Raw genomic sequence first — 26001 nt, 5'->3', positions numbered from 1 at the left:
TCCTTAAGCGGCGGTCTTGAAGGCCAGCAGCGGCGCGCCGTCTGCCACCTGGTCGCCCACCGCGTACAGGACCTCTTCGACCACGCCGTCATGCGGGGCGGAGATGGTGTGCTCCATCTTCATCGCTTCCATGATGACCAGCGCATCGCCCTTTTTCACTTCCTTGCCTTTTTCAGCCAGCACGGCAACCACCTTGCCCGGCATCGGTGCGGTCAGGCGGCCGCCTTCGGCTTCGGACTCGCCGGCGTGCGCCATCGGGTCGTTATAGTCCAGCACATAGTGGCCGCCGCCGGTGAACACGTGGAATACATCGCCATCGCGGCGCACGGTGCCATGCACCGAGGTTTCGCCTAGCTTGATGCTCAGGTCCACGCCGTCCTGCCTGAACAGCGACAGGTCGACTTCCAGGCCTTTGATCTCGAAGCGCCAGCCGTGCGGCAAATAGGTCAGCATCGGCGCGTACTGCTTGCCATGTTCGTCGCTGAAAGCCAGCTTGCGGGCGTAATGGAAGTTCATGCGCCAGCCCAGCGCCTGGCCCCACGGATCGCCTTTGTTGGCGCCCGATTGCGCGGCCGACTTTTCCTTCTCTTCTTCGATCAGCGACACCGCGGCCAGCGCGACGGCAGCAACCGGAATCGAACGCGCCGGAGGGAACAGCGCATCGTGGTTGCGTTCGATCAGGCCGGTATCCAGGTCTGCGTTGGCGAAGGCGTCGCCTTCCACCAGGCGTTTCAGGAAGGCGATATTGGTCGCCAGGCCGACGATCTGGTATTGCGACAGTGCTTGCGCCATGCGGGCCAGCGCCTGCTTGCGGTCTGCGCCCCACACGATCAGCTTCGCGATCATCGGATCGTAGAAAGGCGAAATGGCATCGTTCTCGCGCACGCCGGAATCGATACGCACGGCAGCCGGATGGCCGGGCACGCCCCCCAGCTCGAAGTTGGCCGCGGCTGGCGTTTCCAGGTGGCGCAGCGTGCCGATCGACGGCAGGAAGCCTTTCTCCGGATTCTCGGCATAGATACGCGCTTCGATCGAGTGGCCGTTGATGGTCAGTTCTTCCTGCTTCTTCGGCAGGGTTTCGCCGGCGGCGACGCGGATCTGCCATTCCACCAGGTCGGTGCCGGTGATCATTTCTGTCACCGGGTGCTCAACTTGCAGGCGGGTGTTCATCTCCATGAAGTAGAAGCTGCCGTCCTGGTTGGCGATGAATTCCACCGTACCGGCGCCAACGTAACCCACGGCGCGCGCGGCGGCAACGGCAGCTTCACCCATTGCTGCGCGGCGCTCGGCGCTCATGCCCGGTGCAGGCGCTTCCTCCAGCACTTTCTGGTGGCGGCGCTGTACGGAGCAGTCACGCTCGAACAGGTAGATGCAGTTGCCGTGGGTATCGGCGAACACCTGGATTTCGATGTGGCGCGGACGCTGCAGGTATTTCTCGGCCAGCACCTTGTCGTCGCCGAAGGAGCTGATCGCTTCGCGCTTGCAGGACGCCAGCGCATCCTTGAACGCTTCCGACGATTCGACCACGCGCATGCCCTTGCCGCCGCCGCCGGCCGAAGCCTTCAGCAGCACAGGGTAGCCGATGCGGTCGGCCTGTTCCTGCAGGAAGCCTGCATCCTGATTGTCGCCGTGGTAGCCCGGCACCAGTGGCACATTGGCTTTTTCCATCAGCTGCTTGGCAGCCGACTTCGAGCCCATGGCGCGCATGGCGGAAGCCGGCGGGCCGATGAAGGCCAGGCCCATTTCGGCGCAGGCATCCGCAAACTCGGCGTTCTCGGACAGGAAACCATAGCCCGGGTGGATCGCTTCCGCACCGGTGGCCAACGCCACGGCGATCAGCTTGTCGCCGCACAGGTAGGATTCCTTGGCGGCGGCGGGGCCGATGTTCACCGCTTCGTCGCAGACGGCGACGTGCTTGGCATTGGCGTCCGCGTCCGAATACACGGCGACGGTCTTGATGCCCAGGCGGCGTGCAGTTGCAGCGACGCGGCAAGCGATCTCGCCACGGTTGGCAATCAGGATTTTTTTGAACATGTCTCTCTCTACTCTTTTTTGAATTTTTTTCTTAGCAGCCGCAGGCTTCTTTTTGTACAGAGTCCAGGACGGCGCCGCGGGTCGGCAAGCCCAGTTTTGCCAGCAATGCGCGGTCGTCGTTGGCTTCCGGATTGTCGGTGGTCAGCAGCTTGTCGCCGTAGAAGATCGAGTTGGCGCCGGCCATGAAGCACATGGCCTGCACGGCTTCGCCCAGCTCGCGGCGGCCGGCGGACAGGCGCACGCGCGCTTTCGGCATTGTGATGCGGGCGACGGCGATGGTGCGTACGAATTCCAGCGGGTCCAGCTTGTCCAGGCCGTGCAGCGGAGTGCCTTCCACCTGCACCAGGTGGTTGACCGGTACCGATTCAGGGTATGGATTCAGGTTGGCCAGTTGGGCGATCAGGCCGGCGCGCTGTTCGCGCGTTTCGCCCATGCCCACGATGCCGCCGCAGCAAACCTTCAGGCCGGCGTTGCGCACGTGGCCCAGGGTGTCCAGGCGGTCCTGGTACTGGCGGGTGGAGATCACGTTGTCGTAGAAGTCCGGCGAAGTGTCCAGGTTGTGGTTGTAGTAGTCCAGGCCGGCGTCCTTCAGGCGCTGCGCCTGCTCGGCTTCCAGCATGCCCAGGGTGGCGCAGGTTTCCAGGCCCATCGCCTTGACTTCGCGCACCATGGTTTCGACCTTTTCCATGTCGCGCTCTTTCGGGCTGCGCCATGCGGCGCCCATGCAGAAACGGGTCGCGCCGTTGTCCTTTGCCTGCTTGGCGGCATCCAGCACGGTGTCCAGGTCCAGGATCTTTTTGGCTTCGACGCCGGTGTCGTAGCGTGCGGCCTGCGGGCAGTAGCCGCAATCCTCTTCGCAGCCGCCGGTCTTGATCGAGAGCAGGGTCGCCAGTTCGACGTCGCCGTCCGGCCAGTGGGCGCGGTGGGCTTCCTGTGCGCGGAACATCAACTCGTTGAATGGCAGCTCGTACAGGGCCATCACGTCTTCCAGGGGCCAGGTAGCGGCTTCCGGCAGCTTGATGGCGGCGGTTGGACGGTGCAGTTGGACGGCTTTAGGTTCTTGCAGGGACATGTTCTTCCTCTCTTACGTGGTGCGGCGGCCCGGCCAGTTTGGCAGGGACGTGAAGTTCAGGTATTCGGCAGCAGCGGCGGCAGTCGGCTTTGCCAGTCGCGGGATGCGGCCGAGCAGCGGCGCCGGAATGCGCGCTGCCAGTGCGGCGATATTCTCGTCCGCGAAATTCATTTCAAATTCCAGGGTGTTGGCGACCCAGCCGGCCAGCTTCAGGCCACGTGACTCGATCGCTTCCACGGTCAGCAGCGCGTGGTTGATGCAGCCCAGGCGCAGGCCCACCACCAGCACGACCGGCAGCGCAAGCTGCTGGGCCAGGTCGGCGGTGTCGAAATCGTCGGTCAGCGGCACGCGGAAACCGCCCACGCCTTCCACCACGATGGCGTCCGTTGCGGCAGCGACTTCCACGTAGGCGGCCAGGATCGGCACCGGATCGATTTCAACACCTTCCAGGGCGGCGGCGATATGCGGTGCAGCCGGCTCTTTCAGCATGAAGGGAGTGGTCAGCGCCTGCGGCAAGTGCACATTGCTCGCTTCGATCAGCTGGTCGGCGTCGTCGTTGTGCAACTGGCCGTTCTTCATCACCGCACCGGCGGCGACGGGTTTCATGCCGCAGGCGCGCGCTCCATTGCGCACCAGGGAATACAGCATGGCGGAAGACGTCAGGGTCTTGCCAATTTCGGTGTCGGTGCCTGCCACGAAGCAGGCGAAGCGCGGCGGCAGGCCATCGGCGGCCGCTGCGGCTTGGGGTGCAGGAGCGATGACAGGGTCTTCAAGCGCCATATCAGGTCCTTTCTAATTCGTTAATTGCGTCTGCCAGGCGGCGCACGTCGTCGGCGGTGTGGCCGGCGGACAGCGTGACACGCAGGCGCGCAGTACCTGCTGGCACCGTTGGCGGGCGAATGCCGCCCACCCAGATGCCTTGCTCGTACAGCGCGGCGGACATGCGCATGGTTTCTTCGTTCTCGCCAATGATGATTGGCTGGATTGCCGTTTTCGACGGCAGCAGTTGCCAGCGCTTCAAGTGGAGGCTGTCCTGCAATTGTGCCACCAGCGCTTGCAGGTGAGCGCGGCGCTCGCGGCCTTCGTCACCGCAGATGATGTCCAGGCTGGCTTGCAGCGCGTGAGCCAATGCGGGCGGCGCAGCGGTGGTGAAAATGTAAGGACGGGCACGCTGGATCAGCGTTTCCACCACGGTACGGTGCGCCGCAACGAAGGCGCCGCCCACGCCGGCAGCCTTGCCCAGGGTGCCGACATAGACCAGGTAAGGCGAGCGCATGGCGTAGTGCTCCAATGCGCCGCGGCCATTCTCGCCCAGCGTGCCGAAGCCGTGGGCGTCGTCCACCACCAGCCAGGCCTTGTGACGTTCACACAGGGCCAGCAGCGCCGGCAGGTCGGCCAGGTCGCCATCCATGCTGAACACGGCGTCCGTCACCACGATCTTGTTGCTGGCGGTGCTGGCGGACAGGAGTTCTCCCAGCGCGGCCACGTCGGCGTGCGGGTAGACGGAAACCTTGGTGCGTGCCAGGCGGGCGCCGTCGATCAGGGATGCGTGGTTGAGTGCTTCACTGAAGATTTCAGTGTCCTTGTCGCCGGCTGCGAGGCCGGTCACCACGGCCAGGTTGGCCATGTAGCCGGTGCAGAAATACAGCGCCTGCGCCTCAACCAGGTGCGGCGACAGGAATTCTGCGAGGCGTTGCTCCAGCAAGGTGTGCGCGCGGCTATGGCCGCTGACCAGGTGCGCGGCGCCGCTGCCGGCGCCATACAGTTCAATCCCCTGGTGCATCGCTTCGGCCACGCGCGGATGCGCTGCCAGGCCGAGGTAGTCATTGCTGCAGAAGGCCAGCAGTTCACGGCCGTCGACCATCATGCGCGGCGCGCAGGCCGTTTCGACCGAGCGCCGTTTGCGGATCAGGCTTTTGTCATCCAGCGCTTGCAATTGCTGGTCGAGTTTTGCGAGCAGTTCCATGATCAGCCCACCCGCGTTTTCTCGAACACCGACAAGGTGCGCGCAGCCAGTCCATCGATTTCCTCATCGCTGAGGATATACGGCGGCATCAGGTACACGGTATTGCCGATGGGGCGCAGCAGCAGTTCCTGCCTCGTGCCCTCGGTGAAGAAGCGGCGCGAGAAGCCCGGCGTAGCGCCGACGGCATCAAAGGCCCAGATCATGCCGCGGTTGCGGAAGTTCCCGGTGTGCTCGTGGTTGGCCAGCGGCGCCAGCGCCTCGGTCAGCTTGCGCGAGCGCGCCTTGTTCGCTTCCAGCACATGGTCTTCAGCAAAGATGTCCAGCGTGGCCAAGGCCGCGCGGCAGGCCAGCGGGTTGCCGGTGTACGAGTGCGAGTGCAGGAAGCCGCGCGTGACGTCGGCATCGTAGAACGCTTGGTAGATCTCGTCGCGCGACAGCACGATGGACAGCGGCAGGTAGCCGCCGCTGATGCCCTTCGACAGGCACAGGAAGTCAGGCCAGATGCCGGCCTGTTCGCAGGCGAAGAAGGTGCCGGTGCGGCCGCAGCCGACGGCGATTTCGTCCAGGATCAGGTGCACGCCGTGCTTGTCGCACAGCTCGCGCACCAGTTTCAGGTAGAGCGGGTCGTGCATCGCCATGCCGGTGGCGCACTGCACCAGCGGTTCGATGATGATGGCGGCGATCTTGCCGGCGCGTTCGGTGAACATGCGTTCGACATCGGCCGCGGCGCGGCGTGCCACGTCGGCCGCCGTTTCGCCTTCTGCCGCTTGGCGCGAGTCGGGCGACATCACGGTCTGCGTGGCGCGCAGCAGCGGGCCGTAAGCATCCTTGAACAGCGCCACGTCGGTCACGGCCAGCGCGCCGATCGTCTCGCCGTGGTAGCTGCCCTTCAGGCAAACGAATTCCTGCTTGTCGCCCTGGCCCATATTGCGCCAGGCGTGGAAGCTCATTTTCAACGCGATTTCGACCGCCGACGCGCCGTCCGACGCGTAGAAGGCGTGGCCCAGCTGGTGCTGGGTCAGCGCCGCCAGGCGTTCGCTGAGCTGGATCACCGGCTCGTGGGTGAAGCCGGCCAGCATCGCATGCTCCAGCATGTCGAGCTGTTCGCGCAGCGCCGCGTTGATGCGCGGGTTGGCATGGCCGAACAGGTTCACCCACCAGGAGCTGATCGCATCCAGGTAGCGGTTGCCTTGATGGTCATACAGCCACACGCCGCGGCCATGGCTGACCGGGATCAGCGGGACCGTTTCATGGTGCTGCATCTGGGTGCACGGGTGCCAGACTGACTTCAGGCTACGTGCTACCCAATCGCTTTGTTGGTTTGCTTCCAAAAACTGCTCCGTTCAATTCAGCCAGCCCGGCTTGCGCTTCTCCAGGAAGGAAGTCACGCCTTCGCGGCCCTGCTCGGAAGCGCGGATGTGGGCGATGCGTTGGGCCGTATCGGCCAGCAGTGCATCGTTCACCGGCTTGCCGGCGATGTCGCGCACCAGCACTTTGGCTTCCTTCACTGCATTCGGGCTGTTGGTCACCAGCGCCTTCAGCACTTCCGCCATTTTGGCGTCCAGTGCGTCGGCGGCGACCAGTTCGTGCACCATGCCGATGCGGTGGGCTTCGGCGGCGCTGAAACGTTCGGCGGTGAGGAAATAGCGGCGCGAAGCCTGCTCACCCATCGCCTTGATCACATACGGCGAAATGGTCGCGGGGATCAGACCCAGTTTCACTTCGCTCAGGCAGAAATTCGCTTCCGGCACGGCGACAATGATGTCGCAGGCGGAGACGAGACCCATGCCGCCCGCATAGCAATCGCCATGCACGCGCGCGACGGTCGGTTTCGGGCACAGGTAGATAGTGCGCAGCATTTGCGCCAGCTGCATGGCGTCGGCCTCATTCTCCTCGTGGGTGTAATGGGCCATCTTCTTCATCCAGTTCAGGTCGCCGCCGGCGCAGAAGGCCGGGCCGTTACCCGCCAGCACAATGGCGCGCACGTTTTCGTTGCGGCCCAGCTCCGAGAAGGCGCGCGCCAGGTCGTTGATCGAATGCTCGTTGAAGGCATTGCGCACGTCAGGGCGGTTCAGGGTGACGGTGGCGATCTTGTCGTTGATGTCGACGGTCAGGGTTTCATAAGTCATCGCCATCTCCTTACATGCGGAACACGCCGAACTTGGTGTCCGGGATTGGCGCGTTGAGCGCGGCGGACAGGCCCAGGCCCAGCACCATGCGGGTGTCGGCCGGATCGATCACCCCGTCGTCCCACAGGCGCGCGGAGGCGTAGTAAGGATGGCCCTGCACTTCGTACTGTTCCTTGATCGGCTGCTTGAAGGCCGCTTCTTCCTCGGCGCTCCACTGGCCGCCCTTGGCTTCGATGCCGTCGCGCTTGACGGTGGCCAGCACGCCGGCTGCCTGCTCGCCGCCCATCACGGAGATGCGCGCGTTAGGCCACATCCACAGCATGCGTGGCGAGTAGGCGCGGCCGCACATGCCGTAGTTGCCGGCGCCGAAGGAGCCGCCGATGATCACGGTGAACTTCGGCACGGAAGCGGTAGCGACGGCGGTCACCATCTTGGCGCCGTTGCGGGCGATGCCTTCGTTTTCGTACTTGCGGCCGACCATGAAGCCGGTGATGTTCTGCAGGAAGACCAGCGGGATCTTGCGCTGGCAGCACAGTTCGATGAAGTGCGTGCCTTTCAGCGCGGACTCGGAAAACAGGATGCCGTTATTGGCGATGATGCCGACCTTCATGCCGTAGATGTGGGCGAAGCCGCACACCAGCGTGGTGCCGTAGCGGGCCTTGAACTCATCGAATTCGGAGCCGTCGACGATACGCGCGATCACTTCTCGGATATCGAAAGGCTTGCGGGTGTCGACAGGAATCACGCCGTACAGTTCTTCCGGCGCGTATTTCGGTTCCACCGCTTCGCGCAGCACGCCCTGTTGCGGCTTCTGGCGGTTCAGGTTCGACACGATTGTGCGCGCCATCGACAGCGCATGCATATCGTCCTTGGCCAGGTGATCGGCCACGCCGGACAGGCGGGTGTGCACGTCGCCGCCGCCCAGGTCTTCAGCGGAAACCACTTCACCGGTCGCCGCCTTCACCAGCGGAGGGCCGCCGAGGAAGATAGTGCCCTGTTCCTTCACGATGATCGATTCGTCCGACATGGCCGGCACGTAGGCGCCGCCGGCGGTGCAGGAACCCATCACCACGGCGATCTGCGGGATGCCCTTGGCCGACATATTGGCCTGGTTGAAGAAGATGCGGCCGAAGTGGTCGCGGTCCGGGAACACGTCGTCCTGGTTCGGCAGGTTGGCGCCGCCCGAATCCACCAGGTAGATGCACGGCAGGTTGTTCTGCTCGGCGATCTCCTGCGCGCGCAGGTGCTTCTTCACCGTCATCGGGTAGTAAGTACCGCCCTTCACAGTGGCGTCGTTACAGACGATCACGCATTCCTGGCCGTTTACGCGGCCGATGCCGGTGATCACGCCCGCTGCCGGAGCGGCGTTGTCGTACATATCGAAAGCAGCCAGCTGCGAGAATTCGAGGAAAGGCGTGCCGGGATCGAGCAGCATCTGTACGCGGTCGCGCGGCAGCAGCTTGCCGCGCGCCACATGCTTGGCGCAGGCCGCTTCTCCGCCGCCTTGCGCCGCTTTCGCGACCTTGGCGCGCAGGTCGTCGACCAGGGCTTGCATGGCGTCGGCGTTGGCTTTGAAGTCCTCGCTGCGCGGATTGAGTTTGCTTTCGATATGCGGCATTGTCGTCCTCTTCTCTTATTCTGGAAATTCGCCGTCGACGTAAAACCAGCGCAAGCCACCTTCGCGCGGTTCGCGCAGGAAGCGGCTCAGCTCATGCAGACGCTGGCCACGGCCATTCACGCGCAGGCGGGCGACGAACTCGACAAAATCCTCGTTCGGCTGGGCTTCTGCTTTACGTTGACGTAAACGTAAAGCAGATTTTACCTCAAGTCCCAGCCATTGGAGCTTTTCGTCCTTGTTAATAATCGGCTCGGTCGGACGGGTGCTTTCGTGCCAGGTCGACAACAAATACGGCTCGTTCTGCAGCGCATAGGCGGAATAACGGGAGCGCATCAGTTGCTCAGCCGTCTCCGGCAAGGCCTTTCCTTCGATAAAAGGGCCACAGCAAGTCGCAAAAGAAGGACCGCCGCATGGGCAGCCGACAGGGGTCTTGGATTTGGACATCCCGCCATTATCCGCCATAACAGCGGCTCGCGTGACTTCCCGAGGTCATGCGGGTTGGCACCACCATCCGGGCTGGAAAGCTATAATTGCCAGAATGAAAATCCATGCATCCTTATTCGCGCTGACCTTTGCGGTCGCAATGACTTCGCCGGCCCTGGCATGCCAGCCGCCACGCGACATGCCCAGTGATCCGGAAGCGGCGCGCGCTTATTGGGAGCGAGCCCAGACCCAGTGGGAAAAAAGGGTGATAGCTAGCGCCCCGACACTGGTGGTTGCGACGACCGCCGAAATCCCTGGCAGCCAGTTCCCTGAACCCGGTACGCGAGTGACCGTCAAAGTCGCGCCCATCAAGCTGTTGCGTGGTTTTTTCGAAAAGAATGAGGTTGGCGGCATGCTCAATCATTTTTGCGATGATTTCAAAGTATGGGTTACGCACGACAGGCCTTACCTCCTCGCGATGAACCAGGGGGCAATTCTGCTGGCCGTGCCTTTGAAACAGGGAGACGAGCAAGCCGGCGTACGGGACTTCTTCAAGCGCATCGACGAACCCAATCCCTGGGAATGAGCCGCGCGCCGCGTCGCAAAATTTTACGCATGGCCCGGTTCAACCAGCAACGAGCCGGATAATCAGCGACTTAGGTGCAGGTACGGTTGATGCTTCTTCAAGCTTGAAGTTTCGCCAACTCGTCATGGAGCGCAAAATGAAAGCTGAAGCCATGTTCAAGTCTTGCCTGCTGGCCTGCTCCATCCTGCCAGGCGGCCAGGCCCTAGCGGGTCCAACTGGATCGACGCAGTCCCCCTATACCGTCAACAGCATCGACTTCAGCTACATGAACTACAGCAGGCCCCCTGCATCCTACTTCAATCGCAGGCCACCGACGGAATTCGGCCGGACACCGGCGTTCAATGGCCTGCCGCCGCCCTTGCCTGCAGCAGGTCCGCCCGCCCGGGCGCCGGACGTGGCATTGCCGCTGACTCCTCCTGCACCCACCGGCTCACCGCCGCTTGTCGAGCCGCCGGTCCAGTTGCCAGTGGTGGCGGTTGTGCCTGAGCCAAGCACTTTCGCTTTGCTGGGCCTGGGCTTTGCCCTCCTCATTTTGCGCGAGAGAAAGGGGCGCCCAGCTGCACAGTAAAGAAAGCCGACAGTGGCAGGTGCTAGATGCCGGTCATGAACGAAGTCAGTCAAAGCAAGTTCCTGAGCCTGGTCTTGCGTCACAAACCGGAAGAAATCGGGCTCGTACTGGACCAGAATGGATGGGCATCGATCGACCAATTGATTGCCCTTGCCAACGCCTGCGGAACGAATTTGAGCCGCTCCCAGATCGAATCCATCGTTGAAAACAGCGATAAGAAGCGATTTGCGATCAGCGCGGATGGCACGAAAATCCGGGCCAACCAGGGCCATTCCGTTGATATCGCGCTCGAACTGCCGCCCCGGACGCCGCCGGAGCGCCTGTACCATGGCACTGCCACGCGTTTCCTTGATTCGATCCGCGAAAGCGGCCTGCATTCGGCCTCGCGCCAGCATGTGCACCTCTCGTCCGACCAGGGAACTGCCGAAAAAGTGGGCAGCCGGCATGGCAAGCCGGTCGTATTGACCGTGGAATCCGGCCAGATGGCGCGCGACGGCCACCTCTTCTACATCTCGGAAAACGGCGTCTGGCTGACCGAGGCCGTGCCTGCGAAATACCTGAACTAGACCTTGTAGGCCAGGCAGTCGAGCTCAAACGGCGGCTCCTTGCCCAGCATCAGTGTCGCCAGCAGGCTGGCGCTGCCGCAGGCGAAGGTGAAGCCCAGCGGGCCATGGCCGACGTTGAGCCACAGGTTGGGATAAGGCGTGGGCCCGATGATGGGGGCGCTGTTCGGCGTGGCGGGACGCAGGCCGGCCCAGGCCTCCGCCTTGTCGTAGTCGGCGGCATGCGGCATCGATTCGCGCGCCAGGCGGGACAGGCTGGCGATGCGGCGGCGGTCGATGCGCGTGCTTTCGCCCACCATGTCGACCATCGCGGCGATCCGCAATTGCTTGCCGATGCGGGCATACAGCGTCTTGCGCTCGAAATCGGTCACGCTGATATTGGGCGCCACGTGTTCGCTGCGGATCGGCGCCGTCAGGCTGTAGCCTTTCAGCGGATACATGGGCAGGTCGAGGTTGGCCGTGGCAGCCAGGTCGCGGCTCTGGATGCCGGCAGCGAGCACGTAATGGTCGGCAGTCAGCCAGCCGGCGTCGGTCTCGATTGCCGTCACCTTGCCGGCTTCAACGAAAATGGTGCGCGCTGCCGTGTGCATGCAGCGCTCGAAGCGCGGGTGGGCATAGATGCGTTTTTCCAGCGCCAGGCAGAAGGCATAGCAATCCGCCACGGCTTCGCCGGGATTGAAGATGCCGCCCGCCAGCCTGGGCGCCAGTTCGGCCAGCGCCGGCTCGATGCGGGCCGTATCGCGGCCCCAGAGCACGGCGCGGTTTTCGTCGTTATCGGGCTTGTCCAGCGCGGCCTTGAAGGCTTCTTCGCTGCGATAGACCACCAGCTTGCCGGCATTGCGCCAGTTGAATTCCCTCAGCGGCAATTTCAGTTCCAGCAGCGACAGGGACAGGCGGCTCAACTCGCCGAGCTGCAAAAGCTTGGCGGTGGTGCGGGCATTGGCGTCGGCCTTGCAGTTGCGCAGGAATTGCGCCATCCAGCGCCACTGGCGGTAATCGGCCTCGGGACGGAAACGAAACGGGCCGTCGCGCTCGAACAGCCATTGCAGGGCCTTTTTCGGCACGCCTTCGTCGGCCAGCGGCGAGACGTAACGATAGCTGAGCTGGCCGCCATTGCGGTAGCTGGCGGCGCTGGCAACGGTCGGGGCGCGTTCGAGCAGCGTCACGCGGAAGCCTGCTTCCAGCAGCCACCACGCTGACGCCAGGCCGACCACGCCTCCGCCAATCACCACCACTTGCCGTGCTCTCGCCATCCGATCCCCGAATTGTGTTGCCTTGTGGAAAATTAGCCTATTGTAGTTCAGTCGCGGCGGCGCAGGATGGCGCGTTGGTAAATCGCATCAAGGATCCGTTCCTCGGCACGCGTGTGCGCCGACTGCAGGCCTGGATCGGCCTCCGGGTCGCTGGCAAAGCCGCCGATCAGCGATACGATGCCCTGCTTCTTCCTTAAGTCTACGGCGAAGGTGGACACGAGGCCATAGGCTTCGCCCAGGTGGCCGACCGCATGGAAGCGGCCATCCTTCGGCATGCCGCCCATATTGCCCCGCACGTCGGCAAAGCGCTGGGCGCCCAGCCCCCAGCTATGGTAAAGCCCTTTCAAGGTATCGCCATTGCTGCCATTGAAGCGCCATTGCTCACCAAACATCAGGGCCAGTGATGCCGGCTTGATAAGCTGCCTGCCCTCATGGCGGCCGTTGTTGATCAGCATGAGCATGACCTTGCCCATGTCGCTGGCCGACATGCGAAGGCCGCCGGTTGGGCTGAAGGGCGTGGCATTAGTGCCGATTACATACTTGTCTAGGCCCGGCGGATCCTGCGGCGCGGTCACGCCGAAGTCGTCGACCTGCGCAATCCACGGCCCCTTGCTGTCCCAGATTTCAGTTTCGCGCGTGCGGCGCCGGTACAGCGTTGCGGTATCCGCTACTTCCTGGGTGCTGAATTCGGCAGGGTTATAGCCGCCGCGCAGGCCCATCGGCGCCAGCAGCAAGCGCCTCATCAGTCGGTCGAAGCGTTCGCCGGTCACGCGTTCCATGATGGTCCCGATCACAGCCCAGTTCAGGTTGGAATACGTGAAGTACTGGCCCGGCTCGCCATCGCGCGCCCACATCTTCCCATCTGGCGCCAGCACATCGCGCAAGGCCGTGCCAGCGGGCCAGGAATAGCCCGCGTCATCGCGCAGCGTTGAGGTGTGGCTCAGCAAATGCCGCAGGGTGATCACTTGCGACGGGTAATGCGGATTGCGCAGCGCGAAGCCCAGATATTCGCCGGCGTCGGTGTCAAGCTTGAGCTTGCCTTCCTCGACCAGCCTCATCATGCCCAAGGTGGTCATCATCTTGGAGATGGATGCAATACGGAACATGGTCTGCGGCGTGACGGGCGCGGTGATGCCGCGGCCCGTCGTATCAAGCCGGCGCAGCCCGAACTGTTGTTGGTAAGCCACCTTGCCGTCGCGGATAGCCAGTACGGACAAGCCCGAAAGCGGCCGCTGCGCATCGTTGACGATCGCTGCCAGTTCCGCATCCAGCTTGCTGGCGGAAACGTGGCCGATACTGCCCAGCAGTACTGCGCCGGCCAAGGCGCGCAAAGCTCTTTGCATGCATTCTCCTTTTGCAAGCAGCATACGGTGCCGTCCTTTCGGCCTGCTAATGAAAACTGATTATCTGCCTATAACCCCGGTGTATCGGGCGCTAAAGCAAATATGAAAAGAGCAGCGTGATTTCTCTTTCGCTATTACACTAGCAGTTATAGGAGAAATGTAATGAGCCTCACCAGCGTTGAATTCAAACCAGATCAACAAGACAATTCGCCGCTGTACATGCAGATTGCCCGCAAGTTGAGCGACGATGTTCGAAACGGACGTTACCAGGTCGACCAGGCGCTTCCTTCTGAACGAACCCTCTCGGAATTGCTGAACGTTTCGCGCGTGACCGCCCGCAAGGCCATCGACCAGCTGGTGGACCAGGGCCTAGTGGTACGCCGCCGCGGTTCGGGCAACTACATTGCGCCGCGCATCGAACAACCGCTGTCGAACCTGACCAGCTTCTCGGAACAACTTTCGCAGCGCGGCTACAAGCCCGGCTCGCGCTGGCTCAAGCGCGCGCTGGTGGCCGCCAGCGCCGACGAACAGCTCAGCCTCGGCCTGTCGCCGAATACCCGCGTGGCGCGGCTTGAACGCTTGCGCCTGGCCGATGACGTGGTGATGGCGTATGAGGTGTCGGTGCTGCCGCAAACCATCGTTCCCAATCCGGAACTGATCGGCGATTCGCTTTACCAATACCTGGATTCTGTCGGCAAGGGCCCGGCGCGCGCGCTGCAGCATATCCGCGCCATGAATGCTTCGGCCGAACTGGCGCGCCAGCTGGAAGTGCCGGAAGGGCAGGCTGTATTGTTTATTACCCGTATCGCCTATCTTGAGTCGGGCCAGGCGATCGAGCTGACGCATTCCTACTGCCGCAGCGATCATTACGACTTCGTGGCGGAGATGCGCCGCGCCGCGTAGGCCGCGCCGCATAACCTGGGGGAATAAGCTTCGCAAGTCCCGTCATGGGCCGGCCCGGCAATTTGGCATTACACTCGTTCCATGCTGAAGACCGAAACACCCAGTGCACAACATCGCGAGCTGGACCAATATCCCATAGAGCAACTGGTCGCCGCCTTTGCCGATGACCAGCTGAATGCGGTGCAAGCCGTGCGCACCGCCATCCCCGCCATTGCCAAGGCAGTCGAAGCAATCGTGCCCCGCATCGAAGCGGGCGGGCGCCTGCTCTACGTCGGGGCCGGCACCTCGGGCCGGCTCGGCGTGCTCGACAGCGTTGAACTCTATCCCACCTTCTCCTGGCCGCACGAACGTGCCGTCGCCATCCTTGCCGGCGGCACGGAAGCCATGTTCAAGGCGGTGGAAGGCGCGGAGGATGACCGCGAACAGGGCGCACGCGACCTTCAGGCCCTGGACCCGCGCCCGGATGACGTCGTGCTGGCGCTGGCCGCATCCGGCACCACCCCCTATGTGCTGGGCGCCATCGAAGCCGCGCGCAAGGCCGGCGCGCTAACCGTCGGCATCGCCAACAACCCTGGTGCGCCGGTCACGCAGGAGGCTGAAATCGGCATCACCCTCGACACCGGCCACGAAATCATCTCCGGCAGCACGCGCCTGAAAGCCGGCACCTCGCAGAAGATCGTGCTGAACACGATTTCCAGCGCGCTCATGGTGCGCCTGAACAAGGTTTATGGAAACTTGATGGTAGACTTGAAGCCGACCAATGCGAAGCTGTACGCGCGTACGGTGCGGCTCACAATGCACGCCACCGGCGCCGATGAAGCGGCAGCCCGCACAGCGCTGGAACAGTGCGGCTTCCACGTCAAAGTGGCGGTGGTCGCCCTGTTAAAGAAAACCACGGTGCAGCAGGCGGCAGGCTTGCTGGACCAGGCCGGGGGCAGCGTGCGCGGCGCACTCACCATCTGATCCGCCCCTGCGCGCGTCCGGCCGACAAGAAAGGACGTAATGGATCGAGCGCAGCAACGCAGCCCCTGGGGCTGGGTTCCGACACTGTATTTCAACCAGGGCATTCCCTATTTCGTGGTGATGGCGCTGTCCACCGCCATGTACAAGGATCTTGGCATCTCCAACACGGAGATGGCGTTCTACACCGGCTGGCTGTACCTGCCATGGGTGATCAAGCCGCTGTGGTCTCCCCTGATCGAAATGTTCGGCACCAAGCGCTCCTGGGTCGCCATCCTGCAGATGGTGCTGGGCGTGTCGCTGGCGGCGGTTGCCTTCACGCTGCCGCTCTCGAACTTTTTCCAGCTTAGCCTTGGCGTCATGTGGCTGATGGCCTTCAGCTCCGCCACCCACGATATCGCGGCGGACGGCTTCTACATGCTCGGCCTGCGGCAGAAGCAGCAGGCGGAATTTGTCGGCGTGCGCAGCACTTTCTATCGCGCGGCCAACGTGGCCTGCAACGGCGGCCTGCTATTCCTGGCCGGCGAAATCATCAAGTACCACGGCAATCCCCATATGGCCTGGGCTATCACCTTCGGTGTGACCGGCGCGGTCTTCCTGGCGCTGGCGCTCTATCACTTCGTCGTGCTGCCAAGGCCGGCGGAAGACAAGCCGGCAGTGCACTCGTCGGCGCCGATGCAGGAGTTTTTCGCGACATTTTCCGCCTTCTTCCGCAAGGACGGCATCGTCGTGATCCTGCTGTTCCTGCTGCTGTTCCGCCTTGGCGAGTCGCAGTTGCTGAAAATGGTGGTGCCGTTCCTGAAAGACCCGCTGGAGAAAGGCGGCCTTGGCCTGGACACCGCCGCTGTGGGCATTGCCTACGGCACGATCGGCATCGTCGGCCTGATCCTCGGCGGCCTGGTGGGCGGCTGGCTGATCGGGCGCTTTGGCCTCAAGCGCTGCCTGTGGCCTTTCGCGATTGCGATCCATATTCCGGACCTGATTTTCGTCTACCTGTCGCAGGCGCAACCGCAAAACTTCGCCTGGATCGCGACTTGCCTGGCAGTGGAGCAGTTCGGCTATGGGCTCGGCTTCACCTCGTTCATGATGTACATGATCATGGTCAGCCAGGGCGAGCACAAGACTGCGCATTATTCGATCTGCACCGGCTTCATGGCGCTGGGGATGATGATTCCGCAAATGGCCAGCGGCGCGATCCAGGAGTATCTCGGCTACCAGCACTTCTTCATTTATGTCTGCACGGCAACCATCCCCGCCTTCATCATGACGGCACTGATCAAGATAGATCCGGACTTTGGCCGGGAATAGGTAGAATACGGCTCCTGCTGATGTGAGGATTTGGTTTTGGCTTTTAATGCGAAAAGGCGGCTGACCATAGCCGCCGCCGCGGCCGGCGTGGCCGCATTAATGGGGGCGTGTTCGTCGACGCCGACCGTGCCAGCCGCCGGCGACGCCGCGGCACCACCCTCCGGTGGCGGGAGCGGCAATACGCCCGCCCCGGTCACGGCGGCAAGCCCGGCGCCGGTGCAGCAACGCATCACCGGCGAACAGCCGCCTGCCGCGCCGCGCGAATTCCGCGCTGCCTGGGTGTCGACGGTGGCCAACATCGACTGGCCCAGCCGCAGCAACCTGCCGCCGGCGCGCCAGCAGGCCGAAGCCCTCGCCATCCTCGACCGCGCCAAGGCACTGCACCTGAACGCGATCGTGCTGCAGGTGCGCCCGAGCGCCGACGCCATTTACCCGTCCAAGCTCGAGCCCTGGTCCGAGTTCCTCACCGGCCAGCAGGGCAAGGCTCCCGAGCCGGCCTGGGACCCGCTGGCCTTCTGGATCGCGCAGGCTCATGCCCGCGGCCTCGAACTGCACGCATGGTTCAATCCCTACCGTGCCCGCCATTCAGCCGCCCGCACGCCGAACGCGCGTGAGCATGTAGCCAACACCAGGCCGCAAGTGGTGCGCCAATATGGCAAATTCCAGTGGATGGACCCCGGCGAGGAAGCCGCCGCCCAGCAAACGCTGGACGTGATCCTGGACGTGGTGCGCCGTTACGACATCGACGGCGTCCACATCGACGACTACTTCTACCCTTATCCGATTGAAGCGCCCGGCGCCAATGGCGGCGAGGCGGCCCTGGACGCGCCGTCGAACGGCAACAAGCCCGAGCTGGATTTCCCCGACGGCGCCCCGTACCAGCGCTACCTGCAAGGCGGCGGCACCCTGGACCGCGCCAACTGGCGCCGCCAGAACGTCAACCAGCTGATCGAAGCGCTCTACACCGGTATCCACAAGGAAAAATCGTGGGTGCGCTTCGGCATCAGCCCCTTCGGCATTGGCCGCCCGGACCGCCGCCCGCCCGGCATCCAGGGCTTCAGCCAGTACGACAAGCTGTATGCCGACGCCGAATTGTGGCTGCAGAACGGCTGGCTCGATTACCTGGCCCCGCAGCTGTACTGGCCGATCGCGCAGCAGCCGCAAGCTTTCCCCGTGTTGCTCGATTACTGGCTGGGACAGAACAAGCGCGGCCGCCATATCTGGCCGGGCCTGTACACCAGCCGCATTGACGACAGCAGCAAGTCCTTCAGCGCGGATGAAATCGTGCAGCAGGTCGGCGTCACGCGCAGCCGCGGCAACGCGAACGGCCACATTCATTTCAGCATTGCGGCCCTGATGCAAAACCGCAAAGGCGTGAGCGACCACCTGAAGGCCACCAGCTACCAGGGACCGGCGCTGGTGCCGGCTTCGCCATGGCTGGGCAGCGAAGCGCCGCCAGCGCCGACCGTGGCAGTCAAGCGCCACGCCAGCGGACTGTCGCTTACCCTTGGCAACGCCGGCCGTGCCACCCAGCTTGCGATCTGGGCGCACTACGGCGAAGAATGGCGCTTCAACGTGGTGCCTGCCGGCCGCAGCGAAGTGGTGCTGACCGACGATAATGGCGTGCCGGCCCGCAGCGTGGTGGTATCGGCAATCGACCGCTTAGGCAATGAAAGTCCAAGAGTTTCCGCTGCGTTATAACTTTTTGGAATGAGTGCCGCACGCGCTTTCATGCAAAGATGTCGGCGTTTCAACGTACACTCGACAGATCATGGGCAAACCTGACACCGATCGTACCTTAGGGCTGGGAATCGATGCTGGAGGCACGGAAACACGCTGGGCGCTTGCCACCCCGGCAGGCGACATCGTGGCCGAAGGAACGGTCGCCGGGCTGTCCGCCCTGATGATGGCCAAGCCGGCCGGACGCGAGCTGATCCACACCATCTTCAGCCAGCTGGCGCAAGACGTACTGGAAGCCGGCAAGCCACTGCGCATCTGCGCCGGGCTGACTGGCTTCGGCGGCGATGGCGCCGTGCTGCTGGACTGGCTCTCCACGCTGCTCGGCGTACGCCTGGACGCCATCACGCTCTGCAACGATATCGAAGTTGCCTATCTCGACGCCTTCGAGCCCGGCCAGGGTTACCTGGTCTATGCCGGTACCGGTTCAATTGCCGCCTTCATCGACGAGCAAGGCGAATTCCACCGCGCCGGCGGCCGCGGCGTCATGCTGGACGATGCCGGCGGCGGCTTCTGGATTGCGCGCGAAGCGATGCGCCGTATCTGGCGCGGCGAGGATGAACAGCCCGGCGCCTGGGAGGACTCGCCGATGGCGCATGCGGTGTTCGACCATGTCGGCGGCAGCGACTGGTCTTTCTCGCGCAACTTCATGTACACCCAGGAGCGCGGCGACATCGGCAAGCTGGCGCTGGCCGTTGCCATGAGCGCGGGGGCCGACCCCGCCGCCCGCCACATCCTGCTGCAGGCTGGCCGCGAACTGGCGCGCCTGGCGCTGGCGCTGGTGACGCGCTTCGGCGCGCGGCCGATTGTCCTGTCCGGCCGCGCGGCCGAACTGCATCCCCTGATTTTCGAAGCCATGCGCACCGACTTGCCGCCTGAATTCCATTTGCAAAAACGCAGCGCCAGGCCGCATCATGCGGCTGCCAGGATGGCCGCCCGGCCACGCAACTAAGGAAACCATGAAAAAACTGCTGCTCGCTTCCCTGATCGCCCTGCTGACCGGTTGTGCCACCCAGCTGCCGAACATCGACCATTCGCTGACCTCCAAAGGGCAGAGCAGCCGCGTGCGTTTCGTCGTGATCCATTACACCGTGACCGACTTGCCGCTGTCGATCAAGCTGCTGACCGAGAAAGATGTGAGCGCCCACTATCTCATCACCGACGAGAATGAGCCGCGCGTCTACGCCCTGGTCGACGAAAACCGCGCCGCCTGGCACGCCGGGCTGAGCAGCTGGAAGAACTACACGGCGCTGAACCACAGCTCGATCGGCATCGAGATCGTCAACCCCGGCTTCAAGGACATGCCCGACGGCCGCCACTGGTATGGCTTCTCCGAGCGCCAGATCGACCAGCTGGTCGCCCTGCTCAAGCAGATCAAGGAACGCCACCAGATCGCACCGGAAAACTTCCTCGGCCACGCCGATATCGCACCGCAACGCAAGCAGGATCCCGGCCCGATGTTCCCGTGGAAGCGGCTGGCCGACGAAGGCCTGATCGCCTGGCCGGACGCGGCCGCCGTGGCCGCGGTGCGTCCGCAATACGAAGCCCAGCTGCCGGACATCGCCTGGTTCCAGCAAAAGCTGGCCCAGCACGGCTACGCCACCCCGCAGACCGGCGTGCTGGACCCAGAAACCCAGAATGTGCTGGTGACCTTCCAGGCCAAGTACCGCAACAGCAAATGGGACGGCGTGCCGGACGCCGAATCCGCCGCCATCCTCGACGTGCTGACTGCGCCCAAGCCAATACAGTAAGGCGGTTTGCACGGCCGCCGGCTTTCCCCTATCCTGCCAACATGCCGCAGGGGACGACCGGCGGCGCCGAGGAAGAGGAACCAGGACAATGCGGCTGCGCCACATCGAAGTTTTCCACGCCATCATGCAGGTTGGCACCATCAGCGGCGCCGCCCAGGTGCTGCATATTTCCCAGCCAGCCGTGACCAAGGTGTTGCAGCACGCCGAGCTGCAACTGGGCATGCCGCTGTTCGAGCGCGTGCGCGGCAAGCTGTACCCGAAGCCGGAAGCGCACCGCCTTTTTGCCGAGACCGAAAAACTGCACCGCGACCTGCAGGGCATCCGCCGCCTGGCGGCCAGCCTGAAAGGCCGCGCCGTCGAAACCGTGGGGCTGGTGTCGACGCCGACCATCGCTATCAGCGTCCTGCCGCAAGCCATGAGCGAATGGCGCAAGGAATTTCCCGACACGCGCTGCGAACTGGCCACCCACCACACCTCCGAAATCGTCAACACCTTGCGCCTGGGTGAAGCCGACATGGCGCTTTCGCTGCAGGACCCGCGCCACCCCGGCATCATCGCCGAACCGATTGCACAAGGCGTGATGACGGTGATCGCGCCGGCCGGTACCTGGCGCCGCGATGAAGCGGGCATGCCGCTGACGGCGGAAGGCCTGAGCGGTGAACTGATAGGCCATGCCGACAACGACCCGTTGGGCGAGATGATCGTGGCTTCCTGCGAAGCACAGGGCATCCAGCCCAACTTCCGCACCACGGTGCAGACTTACCAGATTGCCCGTTCGCTGGTGGAAGCCGGCGCCGGCCTGGCCGTGGTCGATCCTTTCACGGCGGCGTCGGCCGATCCGGCCAAGGTGCAGAAACGCCAGTGGGCGCCGGCCATTCCGATCCAGCTCTTCCTGCTGACGAACAGCCACGCGCCGCTGTCGCACGGCGCCCGCCAGTTGGCCGACTCCATCGCCAGCATGGCGCGCGCCTGCCTGGAACAAGGAAAGCAATGAGCAAGACCACCCGCAGCGAAGACGTTCTCGGTAACCCCGACTTCCGCCACCTGGCCACCATCGCCGGTATCGCGGTCGACCTGCGCTATGCGGGGCCGGACAACTTCGTCGGCCGCGACCTGTATTCGCCGCTCGATTGCGCCTGGCTGCATCGCGACGCCGCCGCCGCCATCGAACGGGTGGTGGCTTACCTGGCACGGCGCGCTCCCGGCTACAAGGCGCTGCTGCTCGACGCCCTGCGCCCGCACCGCGTGCAGGAAGAGCTGTGGCAGGCGCTGGCCGGCACCAGCCTGCAGATGTACCTGGCGCCGCCGGAACGCGGCTCGATCCATTCCTTCGGCATGGCGGTCGACATCACCATCCTCGACCCATCCGGCCAGGAGCTCGACATGGGCACGGGCTTCGACGACATGACGGAATTGTCGCACCCGGTGCTTGAGGCACGGCACCTCGCCAGCGGGGAACTGACTGCCGCACAAGTCGCCAACCGCCAGTTGCTGCGCGATGCCATGTTCCAGGCTGGCTTCGCCGGCATCAACAGCGAATGGTGGCATTTCGACTGCGGCGACCGCGTGCTGGTGCGCCGCGACTACACCAAAGTCCTATAAGGAGACAGCCCTTATGCAGCAGCCCTGGTCTACCACACGAGCAATCCTGACCGGCGGCACGCTGGGCGGCTTGCTGGACATCCTGTTCGCGATCAGCTTCGCCGGCTATAACGGCATGCCGCCGGAGCGCCTGCTGCAAGTGGTGGCCAGCGGTGCACTGGGCAAGGCGGCCTTCACCGGCGGCGCTCCCGCCGCTGCATTCGGCCTGGCCTGCCACTTCGCCTTGAGTTTTGTGTGGATGGCGCTCTTCTTCTTCGCGGCGCGACGCGCCCCGGCATTGGCGCGCAAACCGCTGCTGGCGGCCGTCGGCTACGGCCTGCTGGTGTTCTTCACGATGCGACTGGTGGTGCTGCCGCTATCGGCGTTCCCGCGCCCGGTGACGTTCAATGCCTTCTCATGGGGCATGGACATCCTGTCGCACATCTTCCTGTTCAGCCTTCCAATCGTGTGGGCCACGCGCAAGGTGCTGCGCGCGTCATAGGCGAAATTCGGACAGCTTCCAGTCCGCAAAGCCGTTGCGGACGAAGACCAGCGCGATCTTGTCGTTGCGGACGATGTAGCGGTCGACGCCATCGCGCTCGGTCACCCATTTCGGTTTCGCTGCGCCGGAGTCCGGCTCTTCGTCCCGTTCCCGCTCACGGTCACGGGCGTCGCGATCCTCGTGGCGCCGGTCGCGCTTCTTCGCAAAATCACCGTGCTCCAGCACAAACATCACCGCCTCCGGCCGCACCAGTGCATCCACCACCACGCCGCCGAGCAGGCGCCCGAAGCCGCTGAGCGCATCGTCGCCCGGCTTGCCGGCGATATCGTCCTTCATGTTCTCGCGTAGCGCCGGAAAATCGACGTGGCTATTGAAGGCCTCCACATCATGCACCCGCACCGCTTCCTTCATCTGGTGCACAACCAGCAGCGGCGACCAGTACCAATACGCCGCCACCGCAACTACAACCGCCAGCAGCGCGCTCGGAATCCCTTTACTTCGTCTTGCCATCGTTCCCCCAACGCCAGCGCGGAGGTTCACCCGTGAGGTAGCAAACCAGGATAAAGATCGCCGTGGCGGCCGTGGTCAGGACCAGGAATCCAAGCGGTGAACGCGCAGGATTCAGCACCACTGCGCCGGCCGCCATGGCCACCACGTAGGCGGCAAGCACCAGCCAACCCTGCCAGGTGCCAGGCACGCCCCATCCCCAGCCATGGCTTTTGGCTGGGAACCAATACTGTTTCGTTTCGCTCATGGATGCTCCTTATCGTGCGCTCGGCACCTCGTTTGCCGCTTGCGGTGCCGCGCTGCGCGCGACCCAATCGATCACGCCGTCTGCCAGCGCGCGGCCATTGCCGTTGCCAGCGCGTTCGTGGTTGACCATGACCACCACGATACACTGGCGGCCACTGGCGTCGGGGACGTAGCCGGCGATCGCGACCACGTTCTTGAGGGAACCGGTTTTGATGCGGGCGCGCATCGCTGCAGGGCTTTCTTTCAGGCGGCGCCTCATGGTGCCATCGATCGCCGCAATCGGCAGGCTAGTGAGGAACTCGGGCGCCCACAGGGACGTTTGCGCGACCCTCAGCAGGCCGGCCATCTGATTGGGAGTAAATCGTTCGATGCGCGACAGGCCGGAACCGTTTTCGAACACCATGCCGGTATCGTCGACGCCCTGGCCGCGCAGCCAGGTGCGGATCTCAAGTTCGGCACGGACCTGCGTGGGCATGCGAGGTGGCGCATCCATCATGGCGCAGCATTGGGGCTGGGCGGCGGGAGCGTCCGCGAGGTCGGGCAGCGGCCGGCTGCCAAGCAAGGGATCGGCCTGCAGGCTGCCCAGGCTCAGGAAAATGGTGCGGGCCAGTCCATTGTCGGACAGCTTGTTGGTATCGCGCACCATCTCGGGCAGGGATCGGCTCACATGCTCGGCCAACAGCGTCGACGAACCGCTATTGAAGGCGCGTGACTGCGCCTCGGAAGCCTCGACCGCCTGGCCACTGAACTGGCCTCCAAGCCGTTCCCAGGTCGCGCGGAACAGGCGCTCGGCGTAATCCGTGCGGTCCAGGACATTGATCACATTGGTCCGGCTGCAGTTGCGCGGGAATGTCCCCTTCAGCACCACGGTCAGGTTTGGACCGTTGCGCACGTATTCGGGAATCTTCCAGCCGTCCTCCCACTTTGCGCAATCGCGGTCTACCAAGGTCAGCTCGGAACGCACGCGCACATTGTCCAGTTCCGGCAGCACGCTGGCCTTGATCGACTTCGCATCGGACGTGATATCGAGGGTCTGCAGGTTCATGTTCAGCAGCAGCGCATCGGGAATCAGGTTGTAATACGCCTCAGGCGATTCATCGAACGGCGGCGCACCTGCATCGGCACGCGCCGGCTGCCAGAGCTGGCGGTCCAGCACCAGGTTGCCTTCGATCCTGCGGATGCCTTTGGTGCGCAGTTTTTCCAGCATATGCGTGAAGGCGTCGGCAGTGAAGTCGCCATCGGCGCCGCCGCGCAGCACCAGGTCGCCATGCAGCACGCCGCCCGCAACTTCTCCTGTTGTGCGCAGCTCGGTGCGGCCACGGAACTGGGGCCCGAGCACATCCAGGCCCACCATGGTGGTGAACAGCTTCATGATCGAGGCAGGCGTAAAGGTACGCGTCGCTTCGTGCGACACCAGCACCTCATCGCCGCGCAGCACCACCGCCCCGATGGCATTTTCCGGAATGCCTTTTTCGGCGGCCAGCCTGGCGATCGGCTCCGGCAGCGCCGCCTGGGCGCAAGCGCTGATTGCGGCAAACAATGTGGCAAACAATGTGGCAAACAATGTGGCAAGAAGCAGGCGGCGCATCAATGGGTCCTTAACCGAAAAACACGTAGGCTACCGCAATCGCGGTCAAAACCCCCGCGAGATCCGCAATCAGGCCGGCGGAAATTGCATAGCGTGTCTTGCGGATGCCGACCGAGCCGAAGTACAGCGCCACGATATAGAAGGTGGTATCGGCCGAACCCTGGAAGATGCAAGCCAGGCGGCCGACGAAGGAGTCGGGTCCGTAGGTCTTCATCGCATCGATCATCATGGCGCGCGAACCGGAACCGCTGAAAGGCTTCATCAGCGCGGTCGGCAGCGAAGGCACGAAATCCGTGCGCAGGCCGAGCGCACTGAACACCCAGTTGAAAGCATCCATTACCAAACCGAAGACGCCCGCGTTGCGCAGTACGCTGATCGCCACCAGCATGCCGACCAGATAAGGAATCACCGTCAGCGAAGTCTGGATGCCGCCCTTCGCGCCCTCAATGAACGCCTCGTACACGTTCACCTTCTTGAGCAAGGCGCCGATGATGAAGGCCGCGATGATCGAAATCAGGATCAGGTTGGACGCCACCTTGGACACCACCTCGATCTGCTCGCGCGTGAGGAAAGCGGTGAAATACCAGATCAGTCCCGCGATGGCCGCCGTCATGCCGCCGATCCAGGCCAGTAGCACAGGGTCGAACAGGTTCAGGCGTTGGCGGATGCCGACCGCGATGATGCCGGTGATCGTAGCGGCGTAGGTGGCGATCATGCACGGAATGAAAATATCGGAGGGATCGGCCGCGCCGAGGATGGCGCGCTGCGCCATGATCGCCAGCGGGATCAGGGTCAGACCGGAAGTGTGCAACACCAGGAACATGATCTGGGCGTTGCTGGCCGTGTCCTTGTTCGGGTTAAGCGACTGCAGGCTTTCCATCGCCTTCAGGCCGAATGGAGTGGCGGCGTTGTCGAGGCCCAGCAGGTTGGCCGAGAAGTTCATCACCATATGACCGGTGGCCGGGTGGTCCTTCGGCACCTCCGGGAAGATGCGCGAGAAGAAGGGCGAGATGATCTTGGCCAGCCAGCCGATTGCGCCCGCCTTTTCGCCTACGTTCATGATCCCCAGCCACAGCGTCATGACGCCTGCCAACGGCAGCGCAATGTCCATCACACCCAGCTTGGCGGATTCGAAAGTCCCGTCGATGATCTTCTTGAAGATCTCCGTATCGCCCATGAACAGCCATTGGATGATGGCGGCTGCGAAGCCGACGAGGAAAAATCCGGACCAGATGTAATTGAGGGACATGGATGTACTTCTTGTAGTGGAATGACCAATTTTGCAGCGAAAGTATAGGGCCAGCGGATGAAAGTATGCGCTTCGCTCATGTAAAAAAGTTATAAGCTGGCGTATCGCCACGCA

The 26001-nt window shown here is 63.5% G+C and carries 26 protein-coding genes; 12 read left to right on the top strand and 14 right to left on the bottom strand.

What is annotated here, in order from left to right:
• Positions 1-3: 3 nt before the first annotated feature.
• From ACN9MY_RS01275 to ACN9MY_RS01240, 8 genes are read right to left on the bottom strand one after another with little or no spacing between them, the layout of a single operon-like run.
• The gene (locus ACN9MY_RS01275; RefSeq protein WP_426166749.1) at positions 4-2034 is read right to left on the bottom strand and encodes an acetyl/propionyl/methylcrotonyl-CoA carboxylase subunit alpha; all 2031 of its coding nucleotides are present in this window, start codon (positions 2032-2034) and stop codon (positions 4-6) included.
• Between the two features lie 31 nt (positions 2035-2065).
• A complete protein-coding gene (gene bioB, locus ACN9MY_RS01270; RefSeq protein WP_130316548.1) occupies positions 2066-3106 on the bottom strand; it encodes a biotin synthase BioB in 1041 nt (346 codons plus the stop codon).
• A gap of 12 nt (positions 3107-3118) precedes the next feature.
• Entirely contained in the window at positions 3119-3886 is a 768-nt protein-coding gene (gene bioD / locus ACN9MY_RS01265) for a dethiobiotin synthase (protein ID WP_426166747.1), read from the bottom strand.
• A gap of 1 nt (position 3887) precedes the next feature.
• Complete coding sequence (gene bioF, locus ACN9MY_RS01260; RefSeq protein WP_426166745.1) at positions 3888-5072, bottom strand: 8-amino-7-oxononanoate synthase; 1185 nt, start codon at positions 5070-5072, stop codon at positions 3888-3890.
• A gap of 2 nt (positions 5073-5074) precedes the next feature.
• A complete protein-coding gene (bioA, locus tag ACN9MY_RS01255) occupies positions 5075-6403 on the bottom strand; it encodes an adenosylmethionine--8-amino-7-oxononanoate transaminase (RefSeq protein ID WP_426336739.1) in 1329 nt (442 codons plus the stop codon).
• 12 nt (positions 6404-6415) lie between these two features.
• Positions 6416-7201 carry an enoyl-CoA hydratase/isomerase family protein gene (locus tag ACN9MY_RS01250; RefSeq protein WP_426320007.1) on the bottom strand — a complete coding sequence of 262 codons (786 nt, stop codon included), beginning with the start codon at positions 7199-7201 and terminating at the stop codon, positions 6416-6418.
• A 10-nt stretch (positions 7202-7211) separates the two neighbouring features.
• Positions 7212-8819 carry a carboxyl transferase domain-containing protein gene (locus ACN9MY_RS01245; protein WP_426166739.1) on the bottom strand — a complete coding sequence of 536 codons (1608 nt, stop codon included), beginning with the start codon at positions 8817-8819 and terminating at the stop codon, positions 7212-7214.
• Between the two features lie 15 nt (positions 8820-8834).
• Entirely contained in the window at positions 8835-9263 is a 429-nt protein-coding gene (locus ACN9MY_RS01240) for a YchJ family protein (RefSeq protein WP_426166737.1), read from the bottom strand.
• A gap of 94 nt (positions 9264-9357) precedes the next feature.
• Here ACN9MY_RS01240 and ACN9MY_RS01235 point away from each other — a divergent pair, with 94 nt between their 5' ends.
• The 3 genes from ACN9MY_RS01235 (at position 9358) to ACN9MY_RS01225 (ending at position 10962) form a co-directional block, all read left to right on the top strand.
• Positions 9358-9828 (top strand): hypothetical protein, encoded by a 471-nt coding sequence (locus tag ACN9MY_RS01235; protein ID WP_426166735.1) that lies wholly within the window; start codon positions 9358-9360, stop codon positions 9826-9828.
• Between the two features lie 136 nt (positions 9829-9964).
• On the top strand, positions 9965-10396 hold the full coding sequence (locus ACN9MY_RS01230; RefSeq protein ID WP_426320004.1) for a PEP-CTERM sorting domain-containing protein: 432 nt from the start codon (positions 9965-9967) through the stop codon (positions 10394-10396).
• A gap of 35 nt (positions 10397-10431) precedes the next feature.
• Positions 10432-10962, top strand: a complete 531-nt coding sequence (locus ACN9MY_RS01225) for an RNA 2'-phosphotransferase (RefSeq protein ID WP_426336738.1) — start codon at positions 10432-10434, stop codon at positions 10960-10962.
• On the opposite strand, the gene ACN9MY_RS01220 is transcribed toward ACN9MY_RS01225, so the two are convergent.
• Together ACN9MY_RS01220 and ACN9MY_RS01215 are read right to left on the bottom strand one after the other, a co-directional pair.
• On the bottom strand, positions 10959-12212 hold the full coding sequence (locus ACN9MY_RS01220; RefSeq protein ID WP_426166729.1) for a D-amino acid dehydrogenase: 1254 nt from the start codon (positions 12210-12212) through the stop codon (positions 10959-10961). The two genes, ACN9MY_RS01225 and ACN9MY_RS01220, sit on opposite strands and share 4 nt — an antisense overlap.
• 47 nt (positions 12213-12259) lie before the next feature.
• Positions 12260-13555, bottom strand: coding sequence for a serine hydrolase domain-containing protein (locus ACN9MY_RS01215; protein ID WP_426320000.1), 1296 nt, complete (start codon positions 13553-13555; stop codon positions 12260-12262).
• A gap of 162 nt (positions 13556-13717) precedes the next feature.
• Between ACN9MY_RS01215 and ACN9MY_RS01210 the strand changes: the two genes are divergently transcribed.
• The 9 genes from ACN9MY_RS01210 to ACN9MY_RS01170 all read left to right on the top strand — a co-directional run bounded on the left by ACN9MY_RS01210 (position 13718) and on the right by ACN9MY_RS01170 (position 22297).
• Positions 13718-14458 carry a GntR family transcriptional regulator gene (locus ACN9MY_RS01210; RefSeq protein WP_055939138.1) on the top strand — a complete coding sequence of 247 codons (741 nt, stop codon included), beginning with the start codon at positions 13718-13720 and terminating at the stop codon, positions 14456-14458.
• A gap of 81 nt (positions 14459-14539) precedes the next feature.
• Positions 14540-15421: an N-acetylmuramic acid 6-phosphate etherase gene (gene murQ, locus ACN9MY_RS01205; protein ID WP_426166725.1), complete on the top strand. Its 882-nt coding sequence runs from the start codon at positions 14540-14542 to the stop codon at positions 15419-15421.
• 39 nt (positions 15422-15460) lie between these two features.
• Positions 15461-16726 carry an MFS transporter gene (locus ACN9MY_RS01200; protein WP_426166723.1) on the top strand — a complete coding sequence of 422 codons (1266 nt, stop codon included), beginning with the start codon at positions 15461-15463 and terminating at the stop codon, positions 16724-16726.
• Between the two features lie 30 nt (positions 16727-16756).
• The gene (locus tag ACN9MY_RS01195; protein WP_426166721.1) at positions 16757-18427 is read left to right on the top strand and encodes a glycoside hydrolase family 10 protein; all 1671 of its coding nucleotides are present in this window, start codon (positions 16757-16759) and stop codon (positions 18425-18427) included.
• Between the two features lie 70 nt (positions 18428-18497).
• Complete coding sequence (locus tag ACN9MY_RS01190) at positions 18498-19415, top strand: N-acetylglucosamine kinase (protein WP_426166719.1); 918 nt, start codon at positions 18498-18500, stop codon at positions 19413-19415.
• Positions 19416-19422: 7 nt separating this feature from the next.
• Positions 19423-20214 carry a peptidoglycan recognition protein family protein gene (locus ACN9MY_RS01185; protein WP_426166717.1) on the top strand — a complete coding sequence of 264 codons (792 nt, stop codon included), beginning with the start codon at positions 19423-19425 and terminating at the stop codon, positions 20212-20214.
• Between the two features lie 88 nt (positions 20215-20302).
• Positions 20303-21208 carry a LysR family transcriptional regulator gene (locus ACN9MY_RS01180; RefSeq protein ID WP_426319996.1) on the top strand — a complete coding sequence of 302 codons (906 nt, stop codon included), beginning with the start codon at positions 20303-20305 and terminating at the stop codon, positions 21206-21208.
• The gene (locus tag ACN9MY_RS01175; protein ID WP_426166713.1) at positions 21205-21816 is read left to right on the top strand and encodes a M15 family metallopeptidase; all 612 of its coding nucleotides are present in this window, start codon (positions 21205-21207) and stop codon (positions 21814-21816) included. Before ACN9MY_RS01180 ends, ACN9MY_RS01175 begins: the two co-directional genes overlap by 4 nt.
• Positions 21817-21829: 13 nt before the next feature.
• Positions 21830-22297, top strand: coding sequence for a hypothetical protein (locus ACN9MY_RS01170; RefSeq protein ID WP_426166711.1), 468 nt, complete (start codon positions 21830-21832; stop codon positions 22295-22297).
• Here ACN9MY_RS01170 and ACN9MY_RS01165 read toward each other — a convergent pair.
• From ACN9MY_RS01165 to ACN9MY_RS01150, 4 genes are read right to left on the bottom strand one after another with little or no spacing between them, the layout of a single operon-like run.
• On the bottom strand, positions 22292-22807 hold the full coding sequence (locus ACN9MY_RS01165; protein ID WP_426166709.1) for a DUF2939 domain-containing protein: 516 nt from the start codon (positions 22805-22807) through the stop codon (positions 22292-22294). The genes ACN9MY_RS01170 and ACN9MY_RS01165 overlap by 6 nt on opposite strands.
• Positions 22791-23051, bottom strand: a complete 261-nt coding sequence (locus tag ACN9MY_RS01160) for a hypothetical protein (protein ID WP_426166707.1) — start codon at positions 23049-23051, stop codon at positions 22791-22793. The genes ACN9MY_RS01165 and ACN9MY_RS01160 overlap by 17 nt, the downstream gene beginning before the upstream one ends.
• A 9-nt stretch (positions 23052-23060) precedes the next feature.
• Positions 23061-24638, bottom strand: coding sequence for a D-alanyl-D-alanine carboxypeptidase/D-alanyl-D-alanine endopeptidase (gene dacB / locus ACN9MY_RS01155; protein WP_426336737.1), 1578 nt, complete (start codon positions 24636-24638; stop codon positions 23061-23063).
• A 10-nt stretch (positions 24639-24648) separates the two neighbouring features.
• Positions 24649-25887, bottom strand: a complete 1239-nt coding sequence (locus ACN9MY_RS01150) for a nucleoside recognition domain-containing protein (protein ID WP_426166703.1) — start codon at positions 25885-25887, stop codon at positions 24649-24651.
• Positions 25888-26001: the final 114 nt, after the last annotated feature.

The sequence above is a fragment of the Pseudoduganella sp. R-31 genome (assembly GCF_049913235.1).
Lineage (GTDB): Bacteria > Pseudomonadota > Gammaproteobacteria > Burkholderiales > Burkholderiaceae_D > Rugamonas.
Note: the sequence above shows the minus strand (reverse complement) of the source record. Positions and strands in the feature narration are given on the sequence as shown.